Origin of the sequence: Enterobacter cloacae complex sp. P1B (assembly GCF_014982345.1) — a bacterium.
Lineage (GTDB): Bacteria > Pseudomonadota > Gammaproteobacteria > Enterobacterales > Enterobacteriaceae > Enterobacter > Enterobacter bugandensis.
The window spans coordinates 215,976-228,107 of record NZ_JADCLF010000006.1; the positions used below are offsets into that span (position 1 = coordinate 215,976).

Annotated in this window: 13 protein-coding genes; 2 read left to right on the forward strand and 11 right to left on the reverse strand. The window is 59.4% G+C overall.

Going from position 1 to position 12,132, the window contains the following annotated elements; translation table 11 throughout:
• The 8 genes from INF77_RS05675 to INF77_RS05710 all read right to left on the reverse strand — a co-directional run bounded on the left by INF77_RS05675 (nucleotide 1) and on the right by INF77_RS05710 (nucleotide 6,683).
• Entirely contained in the window at nucleotides 1-1,257 is a 1,257-nt protein-coding gene (locus INF77_RS05675; protein WP_193532071.1) for an MFS transporter, read from the reverse strand.
• Between the two features lie 25 nt (nucleotides 1,258-1,282).
• Nucleotides 1,283-2,470, reverse strand: a complete 1,188-nt coding sequence (locus INF77_RS05680; RefSeq protein WP_193532072.1) for an NAD(P)/FAD-dependent oxidoreductase — start codon at nucleotides 2,468-2,470, stop codon at nucleotides 1,283-1,285.
• Nucleotides 2,467-3,393, reverse strand: coding sequence for a VOC family protein (locus tag INF77_RS05685; protein ID WP_193532073.1), 927 nt, complete (start codon nucleotides 3,391-3,393; stop codon nucleotides 2,467-2,469). The genes INF77_RS05680 and INF77_RS05685 overlap by 4 nt, the downstream gene beginning before the upstream one ends.
• Before the next feature lie 78 nt (nucleotides 3,394-3,471).
• Complete coding sequence (locus INF77_RS05690; RefSeq protein WP_028014350.1) at nucleotides 3,472-4,260, reverse strand: IclR family transcriptional regulator; 789 nt, start codon at nucleotides 4,258-4,260, stop codon at nucleotides 3,472-3,474.
• 12 nt (nucleotides 4,261-4,272) lie between these two features.
• Nucleotides 4,273-5,022 carry an SDR family oxidoreductase gene (locus tag INF77_RS05695; protein WP_003860050.1) on the reverse strand — a complete coding sequence of 250 codons (750 nt, stop codon included), beginning with the start codon at nucleotides 5,020-5,022 and terminating at the stop codon, nucleotides 4,273-4,275.
• The gene (locus tag INF77_RS05700) at nucleotides 5,022-6,044 is read right to left on the reverse strand and encodes an aromatic ring-hydroxylating dioxygenase subunit alpha (RefSeq protein ID WP_028014352.1); all 1,023 of its coding nucleotides are present in this window, start codon (nucleotides 6,042-6,044) and stop codon (nucleotides 5,022-5,024) included. The genes INF77_RS05695 and INF77_RS05700 overlap by 1 nt, the downstream gene beginning before the upstream one ends.
• Nucleotides 6,045-6,054: 10 nt before the next feature.
• A complete protein-coding gene (locus tag INF77_RS05705; protein WP_028014353.1) occupies nucleotides 6,055-6,363 on the reverse strand; it encodes a recombinase-like helix-turn-helix domain-containing protein in 309 nt (102 codons plus the stop codon).
• Complete coding sequence (locus INF77_RS05710; protein WP_003860044.1) at nucleotides 6,360-6,683, reverse strand: non-heme iron oxygenase ferredoxin subunit; 324 nt, start codon at nucleotides 6,681-6,683, stop codon at nucleotides 6,360-6,362. The genes INF77_RS05705 and INF77_RS05710 overlap by 4 nt, the downstream gene beginning before the upstream one ends.
• Before the next feature lie 414 nt (nucleotides 6,684-7,097).
• On the opposite strand from INF77_RS05710, the gene INF77_RS05715 reads away from it, so the two are divergent.
• Nucleotides 7,098-8,309, forward strand: a complete 1,212-nt coding sequence (locus tag INF77_RS05715) for an MFS transporter (protein ID WP_028014354.1) — start codon at nucleotides 7,098-7,100, stop codon at nucleotides 8,307-8,309.
• A gap of 3 nt (nucleotides 8,310-8,312) precedes the next feature.
• Here INF77_RS05715 and speB read toward each other — a convergent pair whose 3' ends face one another.
• The 3 genes from speB to yqgB all read right to left on the reverse strand — a co-directional run bounded on the left by speB (nucleotide 8,313) and on the right by yqgB (nucleotide 11,560).
• Complete coding sequence (gene speB, locus INF77_RS05720) at nucleotides 8,313-9,233, reverse strand: agmatinase (RefSeq protein ID WP_017382921.1); 921 nt, start codon at nucleotides 9,231-9,233, stop codon at nucleotides 8,313-8,315.
• Nucleotides 9,234-9,443: 210 nt separating this feature from the next.
• Entirely contained in the window at nucleotides 9,444-11,420 is a 1,977-nt protein-coding gene (gene speA / locus INF77_RS05725; protein WP_045629995.1) for a biosynthetic arginine decarboxylase, read from the reverse strand.
• 8 nt (nucleotides 11,421-11,428) lie between these two features.
• Nucleotides 11,429-11,560: an acid stress response protein YqgB gene (gene yqgB / locus INF77_RS05730; protein ID WP_127312443.1), complete on the reverse strand. Its 132-nt coding sequence runs from the start codon at nucleotides 11,558-11,560 to the stop codon at nucleotides 11,429-11,431.
• Between the two features lie 189 nt (nucleotides 11,561-11,749).
• On the opposite strand from yqgB, the gene INF77_RS23390 reads away from it, so the two are divergent.
• On the forward strand, nucleotides 11,750-12,037 hold the full coding sequence (locus tag INF77_RS23390) for a hypothetical protein (RefSeq protein WP_041908330.1): 288 nt from the start codon (nucleotides 11,750-11,752) through the stop codon (nucleotides 12,035-12,037).
• The last annotated feature ends 95 nt before the right edge of the window (nucleotides 12,038-12,132 follow it).

Here is a 12,132-nt window from a genome sequence, read left to right on the forward strand (position 1 = left end):
TCAGTAACGTCTCAGCAGCGGCAGTAACAGGACGCAGCCCACCGCCGCCATCACCGCCAGAAAAATCAGCCCGGAATCCATGCTGTGGGTGAAGGCGATCAGCGCGCCCATCACCGCCGGCGACAGCGCGCCCGCAAAGTTTCCCAGCCCGTTGAAAATGCCGCCCGCCGTGGCGCTCACCCGGGGATGGGTGGCCTTCGCCAGCAGGGCGAAAATGTTGGGTGCGCCGGTGCCCCACATAAAGGTGCTGAAGCTCATCGCCGCGATGATGGCAAGCGGGGTGTCGAGGTGCATCACCGCCGCCAGGCCTACCGCAGCCCCCGCCATCGAGATAAAGCAGGCCGCCGCGCGCTTATCGACCCGGTCAGAGAGCCACGCGCCAATCACCTCTCCCGCCAGCATGGCGATGAACGGCATCGACGACAGCCAGCCCGCGTGCTCCAGGTGGATGCCTTTGCCCTTGATGAGATAGCCCGGCAGCCAGCCGTTGATGCCCCACAGGTAGGTCAGAAAGGCGATGTTAAAGATGCAGATGATCCAGAAGTGCGGGCTGACAAACAGCTCGCGCCGCGCCGCGCGCCGCTCGTCCTGAGACGCCTGCGAGGTGCAGGGTTTTGCTTCCAGACGGATCCCGCGCAGGCCAACGCGCACAAAGATAAGCACCGGCACGGTCAGCATTGCCATGACAAAGAAGGTGCTCTGCCAGCCGAAGGTGTTCAGCAGCCAGAGGGAGAGCGGGAAGCCAATCGCGGCGCCGACCGGCGTGCCCAGCAGCCAGAGCATGGTGGCGCGCGCCTGTAAATGCTGCGGGAAGTTGTGGCGCACGATGGCGAAAGCCAGCGGGAACAGCGGCCCTTCCGCCACGCCCAGCAGGATGCGCAGAATAATCATCAGCGTGTAGTTATGGGTAAAGCCCATCGCCACCATCAGCACGCACCAGATCGCCATCATCCCGGTGAGCAGGCGCAGCGGCGCGATTTTGTCGCCTAAACCGCTCAAAAATACCGACGAAAAACCGTAGCTCAGCAGGAAGGCGCTCATCAGAATGCCGAGGCGCGTGGTGTCAAAATCGATGCCCATCGCCTGCTGGAAATGGCCGTCGGAAAAGAGCGCCGCGATGCTGATTTTGTCGAAAAAGGCCAGCAGCACGCAGGCCAGCAGCGACAGCGGGATGGCCCAGCGCACCGCTTTTTCAGGCGTGCGGGTTCCCTCACCGCTCGCCTCGACGGGCGCGGTGTTGGTCTCTAATGTGGTCATGTCTCCCCCTACGGGTGCGGGTTAGCTATCGCAATGACATCAGTGAAAAAGCCGGGTCGGCGAGCGGTACGTCCGACAGGTCCCGCCCCGCCGCCATCCAGCGCTTCGCCAGCTTGACGGTGCGCGCATCGTTGAACGCCACCAGCTGCGTTAGCCGACCGTTGTCGTCCAGCGAGAAGTACAGCGCTTCTTCACGCACTATCGTTCGGCTGCCCGGCTGCGGAATGCCGAGGATCTGGATGTTGTGCTGATATTGATCCGACCACAGCCACGGCGCGTCGTCGTAGCCTGGCGCATCGGGGTTAAGCATGGCTTTCGCCGTCGCCACCGCCTGATTCTGGGCGAAGGCCCAGGACTGAATGCACAGGCCGTAGTGATGGTGCTGCGCCACGTCGCCGGCGGCAAAGATGAACGGATCGGACGTGCGCCCCTGGGCGTCCACCGCGATCCCCCGCTCGGTGCGAAGTCCCGCATCGCGCGCCAGCTCCAGATTGAGATCGACGCCGATCCCCACCACCACCGCGTCAAAGGTTTCGCGCTGGCCGTCGCAGTGCATGACCGGCAGGCCGTTATCGTCCTCCAGCTCCAGCGCGCCGCAGCCGGTACGGATCTCCACCCCCTGCTCGCGATGGATAGCCTCTAAGCGCTGCGACACCTCGCCGCTCACCGAGCGCATGCACAGCGCGGGCTGCTGCTCGAACAGCGTGACCGCCACGCCGCTTTTGCGCGCGGAAGCGGCAATCTCAAGGCCGATCCAGCCGCCGCCGACAATCGCCAGTTTTTTACTTTCCGCCAGACGCGCCTTCAGGCGCTGCGCATCCTGCCAGTGGCGCAGAGTGTAGACCTGCGGATGCGCCGCCCACGCCTGCGAAGGCAGGCGCGCCCGCCCGCCGGTGGTCATTAAAAGGATGTTGTAACTAAGACGTTCGCCGTTGCTTAAACGCACGGTTTTCGCTTCGCGATCGACTGATTCAGCACGCAGCGGGCGGTACCAGGTCAGGTTCAGCGCCTGCTGTGCTTCTTCGCTAAACAGCCGCGGGAGCGCCGCGTCCGGCTCCAGCAGAGACGCTTTCGACAGCGGCGGACGTTCGTAGAAATCCCACTCCTCTTCCGCCACCACGCAGATCTCGCCGTCGAAGCCCTCGTCGCGCAGGGTTTTCGCCGCCCAGCCGCCCGCCTGACCGCCGCCGATAATGACAATGCGCGACGTCATACCGCCTCCGGCTTTTTCTGCTGACGGCGGGTGTCGTGGTCAATCCCACCCTCCACCGCCCATTCGGTAAAGGAGACCAGGGAGTGCTCCAGCTCGCGCGGCTGCCAGTTTTCCGTCAGATAGTCGTCGTTGGTGTAATACTCAAACGCGCCGCCGGTCGGGCTATTGACGTACCAAAAATAGGCCGACGACACCGGATGGCGGCCCGGCCCGATAAAGGTGCTCCATTCATTTTTATTCATCGCGATACCGCCGCCGATCACCTCGTGGATGTCGCGCACGGTGAAGGCCACGTGGTTGAGGCCGCGCTTGCGGTTCGGCAGTTGCAGCAGGAACAGGTTGTGATGTCCGCCGCGCACCCCGCAGCGCAGGAACACGGCGCGGTTGATGTAGCGGTCCGAAACCTGGAAGCCGAGCACCTCGCGGTAGAATTTTTCCACCGCCGCCAGCTCTTCTACAAAGAACACCACGTGCCCGACGTTGATCGGCTGGGCACGCTCATAAACCGGGCTCGGCGTGTCGATACGGCGGGCATCGCCCCACTGGTTGATCGGCTCAACGTTCAGCTCCACGTCGGTCTGCTGGCTGACCTGCACACGCAGGGTCATGCCGTTCGGATCGAGGCATTCCAGCGCGTCGCCCACTTCGCGAAAGCCGGGCTGCTGCGCAAGCTTCGGGCGCAGCGCGTCGAGATCGGACTGTGCGGCCACCGCCCAGGTCATGCGGCGCAGGGTGTTGCCCGCTTCAAACGCCGGCGGCAGGTCGGGGCTGTCGATGGGGTTCAGCTCCACGCGCGCGCCGCTCAGGGTGGTAAAACGCTGGCCACTGGCATCGCCCGTCAGGCCAAAATCACGCATAAATTTGGCGCAGTGCGTCAGGTCTTCCACGCCAAATTCCAGCTTTTCAATTCCGGTTACACTCATCGTTCGTTGCCTCATCTGGCCCAAATTGGGCGTAAAACATGCCCGACGCAGTCAAGCGCCTGACGTTAACTCACTGATTTAGCTGGCCTGTGACAAATAGCCTAAGAAGCCAGAAATTTTATCCGCCGCGAGGCGAACCTCGTTTTGCAGCCGCTCGCGGTCGGTCTGCGGGATCTCCTCCGACGGCACCAGAATGCTGACCACCGCCGCCACGCGTCCGCTTCGGTCATACACCGGGTAGACGATGGAGGAGATGCCGTGGCGGAAGAAGGATTCGCCGATGACAAACCCGCGGGCTTTGTCCTGTTGCACCATCTGCCACAGGGCCTCGCGGTCGTGAAGCTGCCCCGGCGTGTTGCCCGGCAGGCGCTCGTGCGGGAACAACTGTTCGAAATCGGCGCGGGAAATATCGGTCAGCAACATGCGGCCCAGCGAGGTGCAGTGCACCGGCAGGCGGGTGCCAATGCTGACCTGGTTGATGCGCGACCCGGCGGCGCTGACGCGGGCGATGTAGATAATGTCGCGCCCGTCGCGGATCGCCAGATGGCTGCTGCACTGGCTCACGTCGCGCAGCTGCTCGATCACCGGCTGGCCGACCTGCGCCACGTCCAGCGAGGCGATGTACTCAAAGCCGAGACGCAGCACGTTCATGCCCAGCGAAAAAGTATTGGTACGCGCGTTGCGCTCCAGAAAGCCCATGTACTCCAGCGTCTGCACCACGCGATAGGCGGTCGCCTTCGGCATATCCACCAGCCGGTGCAGCTCGGCAAAGGTCAGATCGCGATGCTGCTCGCCAAAGGCCAACAGCAGCTGTAAACCGCGCTCCAGCCCCGGCACCAGATACTTCACTTCCTGATCGTTTGCCATAATCGCTACACCTTAGTTAAAGACAAAGCCGCCGTTGACCGGGATCAGCTGCCCGGTGATAAACCGCGACAGATCGCTTAACAGCCAGACCACGCTGCCGGTGACGTCTTCCGGCTGCTGCGCGCCGGTTAACGCGCGGCCATTCTCGTAAAGCTGATGGCGCTCGGCCGGAACATATTCGGTCGCCTCGACGCGGGTCAACCCCGGCGCGATGGCATTAATGCGTATACGCTTTTCGCCCAGTTCACGCGCCATTGAGCGGGTCATGGCAATCACGGCGCCCTTGCTGGCGACGTAGGCCATCAGGCGCGGCGCGCCCCACAGCGCGGTGTCGGACGCAACGTTCACGATACCCGCGCCCTCGCGCAGCAGCGGCACCGCGGCGCGCGTCACCAGCCAGGTGCCTTTGACGTTGACGCTCATCACCCGATCCCAGAGATCCGGATCGTAATCGAGCATATTTTTGCCGCCGACGCCCGTCGCCATCGCCGCGTTGTTCACCAGGCCATCGATCTGACCCTGCTCGCCAATCGCGCTGAACACCTGCTCAATGGACTGTGGATCGGCCAGATCGATAACGTGCGGTTCGATCGCATAGCCCCGCTCGCTCAGGGCGTGGGCGCTCTCGGCCAGCTCACCCTTGAGGATGTCGCACATCACCACCGCCGCGCCCTGCTCCGCGCAGGCTTTGGCAAAGTGAAAGCCCAGCCCGCGCGCGGCGCCGGTTATGACGATGCGCTTGCCGCTCAGCAGCCCGTTCATCAGGCGGCTCCCTGCTGTTCTTCGCGCATCGCCAGCTGCTCTTTGGCGGCCTTTTGCATCATGCGGCGCAGGCGCGAGAGGCCGACGTCGTGCTGATACAGGTATTCATGGTCGCGGGCGTTTGGCGCCAGGCTTTCCAGCACCACGCGGTCCTGCTCCAGCACTTCCCAGTGCAGTTTTTCCAGACGGTTGCGGTACATGAAGCGCCACATGTCGCGCTGCCAGCCCTGCACCCGGCGAATGCGCCAGAAGAAGACGCGGCAGTTGTCGTTATCTTCCGGCACCACCATGCCGACGATAAAGAAGTGGCCGCCCGGCCCGAAACGCTTCTTGTACGGAATGGAGAGGCGCATCCAGCAGGTGCCGCTGTTGCCCAGCTCCACCCAGTCGAAATTGACGCCGCTCTGCCCCTTTTTCTCAAAGATGAAGCCGGTTTTGGTCGGCTGGAGCACCATGTCGGCCTTGCGATCCCCTTCCGCCATCGAGTGCGACGAGGAGTGCAGATAGGTGCCGTGCATCGGGTCCATCACGTTTTCCAGCGCGTACTGGTAATTGCATTTCCACGCGGCGGTGCAGAGGAAGTTGCTGAAGCTGTCCGTATCGGCGAGCTCATCCGGGAAGGTCAGCTCGTCCGGCTGCTGGTCCGCGGTGACGCCAAACCACAGGAAGATTGCGCCGTGCGCCTCCTGCACGTTGTAGCTGCGCACGCACTGCTGGCCGACCAGCGGGCATTTGTCCACCGCGGGCACGTCTTTCACCTCGCCGTTGCCCGCGACCTCCACGCCGTGATACCAGCAGGCAATGCGATCCCCAAGGTTCCAGCCCATCGACAGGCGCGCGCCGCGGTGCGGACAGCGGTCCTCCAGCGCCTGCACCTGGCCGTCTTTGTTGCGCCAGACCACAATCTGTTCGCCCAGGCGGGTAATGCCCACCGGTGCAGACTGCACCTCCCAGCTCGCCAGCACCGGATACCAGAGGCCGCGCAGGCCTTTATCGAGATAGTGTTGTACGGTCGTCGTCATCGCGTTGCCCTCAGTAGCCGTTAACCTGTAAGAATGCCTGGAAGCTGGCCTCGCTCCACGGCTCGCCCTGCTGATCGTGCATGCGCACCGCGTTCAGCCCGTTCACCAGCTCCGGTAAGGTTTCAACCCCCTGCTCGAAGAGATCTTCCAGCGTGGCGATGAGGTTCACTTCCCAGCTTTCCGGCTCACGGCTGCGGGTCTGCCAGATCAGGTTCTGGTAATCACCCGGCTTATGGATCGCACCGTTACCGCCCTCGGCCGGTGGGGCAAACTGACGGCTTTCCGGCAGCGCCGGGTTGTAGTTCAGGGTGTCGCTCATGCCACGGTCTCCTCGACGAAGGTAATCTGAATCTGGTTTTCAAAAACCCGAACCGGGTAGCGGTTGAGGTTGCGCCCGCCGGGGCCGTGCAGGCACTGGCCGGTTTTGACGTCGAAGACCGCCTCGTGCAGCGGGCATTCCACCTTGCCGTCCTCCACGAAGCCCTGGCTCAGCAGGGCATAGGCGTGGGGGCATACGTCTTCCAGCGCGTAATATTCACCGTCAATCAAATACACGCCGATCTCTTTACCGTCGACGTTGCCGCTAAAAGGGAAATCTTCCTGTACTTGTTCTGCGTCACATACGCCTATCCAGCTCATCACGATCCTCCAGGCTTTTGTTTCATATATGAAACTCTGTTTCTTATTTAATACGGTCAATATAAAAGCGATGAATGTTTCGTCAAGCCGCAATGTGACGAATTTGTTAATCAAACAGCAATTAATTAACTAAGTGTGCAAAGGATCACGAAAAAATGCAGCGATATGAAATTTTCATTATTTCGGTGTGAAAGAATACGATTTATCGATGGCCTTAAATTTTAATAATCAGTGATTGACTTCTTTTCTTTTTGTTCCTTAAAAATAAAAGAAGTGAAAAACATCGTGTTTCACCTGTGAAACTTAATTTTATTTTTTCTTTAATAAACAATGAGTTTCACAGGTGAACCATTTTACCCACGTGATAATCACGCGCATAAAAATAGAAATAAGCAAAAACATAAGGCAGGCGTTATGACGGCAAGATGGCAAGGCACAGTGGCATTGTTATTACTGGTTATTATTTCCTACGTTGACCGGGTGAATATTTCTGTAATGATTTTAAACCCGGAATTTGCTCAGCATTTTCAGCTAAATGAAAACAGAATGTTACAGGGAATGCTTATGACCTGTTTTCTGCTGGGTTATGGATTTTCAGCTTTATTATTAACTCCAGTTATTGAAAGCAAACTCCATTATCGACAGGGATTATTGAGCAGCATAGCGATGTGGGCAGCGGTATGCGCCATTTCACCGCTGCTCGGATCGCTGATGGGCATGCTCGTCGCGCGCACGATCCTGGGGATCGCTGAGGGGCCGCTCTTTTCGCTGAAAACGCGCTTCATCAGCGATCACTTTAGCGCGCAGGAGATCGGCAAACCCAACGCCGTGACCGCGCTGGGCGTCTCGCTCGGGCTGGCCGTGGGCTTTCCGCTGGTAACGTGGCTGATGGCGCATCTCGGCTGGGCCGGGTCGTTTTATGCCCTGGCGGTATTAAATCTTGTGCTGGGTGGCGGCCTTGTCTGGCGCTTCCTGCCCGCGCCGCGGGGTGCGGAGAAAATCAAAAAACCGGGCTTCGCAGAGACGTTTTCGCTGGCCTGGCAAACGCCGCTGCTCGGGTGGATCCTGCTGGTTGAGATTGCCACCCTGAGCTATCTCTGGGGGAGCAGCGCCTGGCTGCCCGCGTGGCTGCGCGACGAGCATCATTTCTCGCTGCACGCCACGGGCATGCTTGCGGCCATTCCCTTCCTGCTGAGTCTGGGCTCGAAGTTCCTCGGCGGGGTGCTGCTCGACAGAATGCGCCCGGAACAGGCACCAATGCTGTTTGTGGTGGGCGGCGCGCTGACGGCGCTGTCCGTGGTCGCGCTGATGCTCAGCCATCAGCCTGCCTGGCTGGCGCTGTTTATGCTCTCGGCGAATATCTTCTGGGGGCTACAGGGGGCGGCTATTCCGGCGGTGATCCAGCATCACGCCGCGCGGGAAGCGGTGGGCAGCGCTTACGGCATTATCAACGGGATCGGCAATATCTGCGCGGCGTTTATTCCGCTGCTGATGGGGATGGTGATGAGGTCGGTAGGGTCAGTCAGCTCAGGCTTTTCGGTGCTGGTCGTCTCGCAGGTAATCACCCTGCTTGCCGGGGGAATGTTGCTGCTGCGCATGCGTCGCGCAGCAGCAATCAGCGCGTAAGGCTTATTCGCCTTTTTTCGCGGCCTGGATGTAGAGCATTTCCAGCGCCAGGGTCGCCGCGGCAAGCGCGGTGATTTCGGACTGGTCATAGGCTGGCGCCACTTCCACCACGTCCATCCCAACGATGTTCAGATCCTTCAGGCCACGCACCAGCTTGATGGCGCGGTCTGACGTCAGGCCGCCAATAACCGGCGTACCGGTACCCGGTGCAAACGCCGGATCCAGGCAGTCGATATCGAAGGTCAGGTATACAGGCATATCGCCGACGATCTGCTTAACCTGAGCCAGAATATCGTCCACGCCGCGATCGTTCACCTGGCCAGCGTCCAGCACGGTGAAACCGTTGTCTTTGTCGAACTCGGTACGGATGCCGATCTGCACGGAGTGGTTCGGATCGATCAGGCCTTCTTTCGGCGCGGTGTAGAACATGGTGCCGTGGTCGAACTCGCAGCCGTTCGCGTAGGTGTCGGTATGCGCATCGAAGTGCACCAGCGCCATTTTACCGAAGTGCTTCGCGTGGGCGCGCAGCAGCGGCAGAGTGACAAAGTGGTCACCGCCGAAGGAGAGCATGCGTTTGCCAGCCGCCAGCAGTTTCTCTGCGTGCGCCTGCAATTTTTCGCTCATTTCGCGCGCGTCGCCGAAGGCGTACACCAGGTCACCGCAGTCCACCACGTTCAGGCGCTCGCGCATGTCGAAGTTCCACGGGAAGCGGTTGTGCTCCCAGGCCAGGTTGGTGGAAACCTGACGGATTGCCGCCGGGCCGTGACGTCCACCCGCACGACCGGAGGTTGCCATGTCGAACGGCACGCCGGTGATCACCCAGTCCGCGTCGCTGTCGTACGGCTGGAAGTTCATTGGAAGGCGTAAAAAACCAAACGCGTTAGATACCAGAGAGTTATCGTACTGATGACCTAAAGTGCTCATGTCCTGACCTCTTTTAACGTCGATACATTAAAAACAGATGAAAAAAAATCCCCTCCGCGTCGTTAAACCCGACGAGGAAGGGATTGATTCGTAAATCGCATATTGGGGCGAATTATCGCCGTTAATTCATACGGGTTCAAGTGAGTATAGGGCATTGTGCGGTCTGATGCCCTCACCCCAACCCTCTCCCACCGGGAGAGGGAGGTTTTACTACTCGTCTTCCAGGTAGGTGTACCCGTACAGACCCGCTTCAAACTCTTCCAGGAACTGCTGCTGCAAGGCATCGTCCAGACCGGTGTTTTTCACCTGGTCGCGGAACTGGGTGAGCAGTTTTTTCGGATCCAGCTGCACGTATTCCAGCATGTCCGCCACGGTGTCCCCTTCGTCGGACAGCTCAACCTCGACGCTGCCGTCAGGGAAGACAAACACGTCAACCGCTTCGGTATCGCCGAACAGGTTGTGCATGTTGCCGAGGATCTCCTGATACGCACCCACCATAAAGAAGCCCAGCATTGGCGGGTTCTCCGGATCGTACTCCGGCATTGGCATCGTCGTTGCGATACCGTCACCGTCAACGTAGTGGTCAATCGCGCCGTCAGAGTCACAGGTGATGTCCAGCAGCACTGCGCGACGTTCCGGGGCGTGGTTCAGCCCTTCCAGCGGCAGAACCGGGAACAGCTGGTCGATACCCCAGGCATCCGGCATCGACTGGAACAGGGAGAAGTTGACGTACATTTTGTCCGCCATACGCTCCTGCAACTCGTCGATAATCGGACGATGCGCGCGGTTGCTCGGGTCGAGCTGTTTCTGCACTTCATGGCACATGTTCAGATAGAGCTGCTCCGCCCACGCGCGCTCCTGCAGGCTGAAGGTGCCTGACGAGTAGCCGACGTGAATATCGTGCAGATCCATCTGGCTGTCGTGCAGCCATTCGCGCAGGGAACGGCGCGTGCCCGGCTCGTGCATTTCCTGCCAGGTTTCCCACATGCTTTGCAGGGAACGTGGGGCATCGTCTGCCGGAGGCGTCGCTTCGGTGATTTCGCTGCGCTCGACGCCGATAATGTTAGACACCAGCACCGTATGGTGCGCGGTAACCGCGCGGCCAGATTCAGTAATCACCGTCGGGTGCGGCAGGCCGTGCTCTTCACAGGCATCGCCAATCGCCCAGATGATGTTGTTGGCGTATTCGTTCAGGCCGTAGTTCACCGAGCAGTCGGACTGCGAGCGGGTTCCTTCGTAGTCCACGCCCAGGCCACCGCCCACGTCGAAGCACTGAATATTCACGCCAAGCTTGTGCAGCTCAACGTAGAAACGCGCGGACTCACGCACGCCGGTGGCGATGTCGCGAATATTGGCCATCTGCGAGCCGAGGTGGAAGTGCAGCAGCTGAATGCTGTCCAGACGACCGCGCTCGCGCAGGATCTCCACCAGCTGCAGCACCTGGTTCGCCGCGAGGCCGAACTTGGATTTTTCACCGCCGGAAGACTGCCATTTACCGGAACCCTGCGACGCCAGACGCGCACGTACGCCGAGGCGCGGAATGACGTTCAAACGCTCGGCCTCTTCCAGCACGATGGCAATTTCGGTCATCTTCTCGATAACCAGATAGACCTTGTGGCCCATCTTCTCGCCAATCAGCGCCAGACGAATGTATTCGCGGTCTTTATAGCCGTTACAGACGATCACCGACCGGGTCATGCCCGCGTGCGCCAGAACCGCCATCAGCTCCGCTTTGGAGCCTGCTTCCAGTCCCAGCGGTTCGCCGGAGTGGATCAGGGATTCGATTACGCGGCGGTGCTGGTTCACCTTGATCGGGTAAACCAGGAAGTAGTCGCCGTTATAGCCGTAGGATTCACGCGCGCGCTTGAACGCGGCGTTAATGGAACGTAGGCGATGTTGCAGGATCTGCGGGAAGCAGAACAGTGCAGGCAAACGCTGGCCCTGCGCTTCACGGGCTTTCACCAGCTTAGCGAGATCCACGCGCGCTTCAGGGACGTCCGGGTCCGGGCAGACGCTGATGTGGCCCAGCTCGTTGACGTCGTAGTAGTTATTGCCCCACCAGGCAATATTGTAAGTGCGCAGCATCTTGCTGGCTTCCTGGGAGCTCATCGCAACCTCCTGCATAGAACGTAGTACACCCTGTTCGCCCGCTGACGAAGGCGAAAAAGAAGACATGTCGTCAGACATAGCGAACCTCAACTCTTTGTATTAAGTGTAAAACAGTTGACTACTATCGCAGCGTTATACGGCGATAACAACCCATAAACGGCTCCGTTTCCCAGCAGAGTATGCTGAAATCCAGACCGTGCGACCGGTTTCTTATTCATATCATTGTAAAACACGTATCCGAACTCTGTATGACAAGGTTCGGCGAAACCACGAGAAAACTCTTGTATTAACAAGAGCGCCCTTGTTCAGTTTTCACAGAGCGTAACCGGCCCTTGAATCCTGAGAAGCGCCGAGATGGGTATAACATCGGCAGGTTTGCAGACTAGAAATGCGGGTTGCGGGAATCAATGGCGCGCCAGAACGGCAGCGCTGAATTAGCGGAAAACGATGGTTCATTATCTCGTATCACCTCCACGGCCGCCTCTGATGAAACGGACCCCAAGCCAAAGCTAAAAGTTCACTGCTCAACCCGGCTGGAAGTGGCGACACGATGTATTCATCGAGCGCTGATTTTATATGAGCCGCGCGCCGCGTTTTATACCGAGAAGGGGGCTAAAAAGCAAAACAAAAATACGCGTGTTGCCAGCAGCGTCAGGAAAAATTTCCAGCAGCCATTTCAACGCAGTGAGAGATGAATCAAAAAAAACTGGAAATCGGGCGAAGAAGTGACCTAAAATAGCCATCCAGATGTTAATCCATCTATACTGATTAACACTCATACTGCCAGTGT

What these genes read in the sequence shown, in the direction of transcription:
- INF77_RS05710 (WP_003860044.1), bottom strand. Translation starts at nt 6,683, where the DNA reads ATGAGCTGGATAGGCGTATGTGACGCAGAACAAGTACAGGAAGATTTC.
- INF77_RS05695 (WP_003860050.1), bottom strand. Translation starts at nt 5,022, where the DNA reads ATGAACGGGCTGCTGAGCGGCAAGCGCATCGTCATAACCGGCGCCGCG.
- INF77_RS05675 (WP_193532071.1), bottom strand. Translation starts at nt 1,257, where the DNA reads ATGACCACATTAGAGACCAACACCGCGCCCGTCGAGGCGAGCGGTGAG.
- speB (WP_017382921.1), bottom strand. Translation starts at nt 9,233, where the DNA reads ATGAGCACTTTAGGTCATCAGTACGATAACTCTCTGGTATCTAACGCG.
- yqgB (WP_127312443.1), bottom strand. Translation starts at nt 11,560, where the DNA reads ATGAATAAGAAACCGGTCGCACGGTCTGGATTTCAGCATACTCTGCTG.
- INF77_RS05700 (WP_028014352.1), bottom strand. Translation starts at nt 6,044, where the DNA reads ATGACGACGACCGTACAACACTATCTCGATAAAGGCCTGCGCGGCCTC.
- INF77_RS05690 (WP_028014350.1), bottom strand. Translation starts at nt 4,260, where the DNA reads ATGGCAAACGATCAGGAAGTGAAGTATCTGGTGCCGGGGCTGGAGCGC.
- speA (WP_045629995.1), bottom strand. Translation starts at nt 11,420, where the DNA reads ATGTCTGACGACATGTCTTCTTTTTCGCCTTCGTCAGCGGGCGAACAG.
- INF77_RS05715 (WP_028014354.1), top strand. Translation starts at nt 7,098, where the DNA reads ATGACGGCAAGATGGCAAGGCACAGTGGCATTGTTATTACTGGTTATT.
- INF77_RS05680 (WP_193532072.1), bottom strand. Translation starts at nt 2,470, where the DNA reads ATGACGTCGCGCATTGTCATTATCGGCGGCGGTCAGGCGGGCGGCTGG.
- INF77_RS23390 (WP_041908330.1), top strand. Translation starts at nt 11,750, where the DNA reads ATGGCGCGCCAGAACGGCAGCGCTGAATTAGCGGAAAACGATGGTTCA.
- INF77_RS05705 (WP_028014353.1), bottom strand. Translation starts at nt 6,363, where the DNA reads ATGAGCGACACCCTGAACTACAACCCGGCGCTGCCGGAAAGCCGTCAG.
- INF77_RS05685 (WP_193532073.1), bottom strand. Translation starts at nt 3,393, where the DNA reads ATGAGTGTAACCGGAATTGAAAAGCTGGAATTTGGCGTGGAAGACCTG.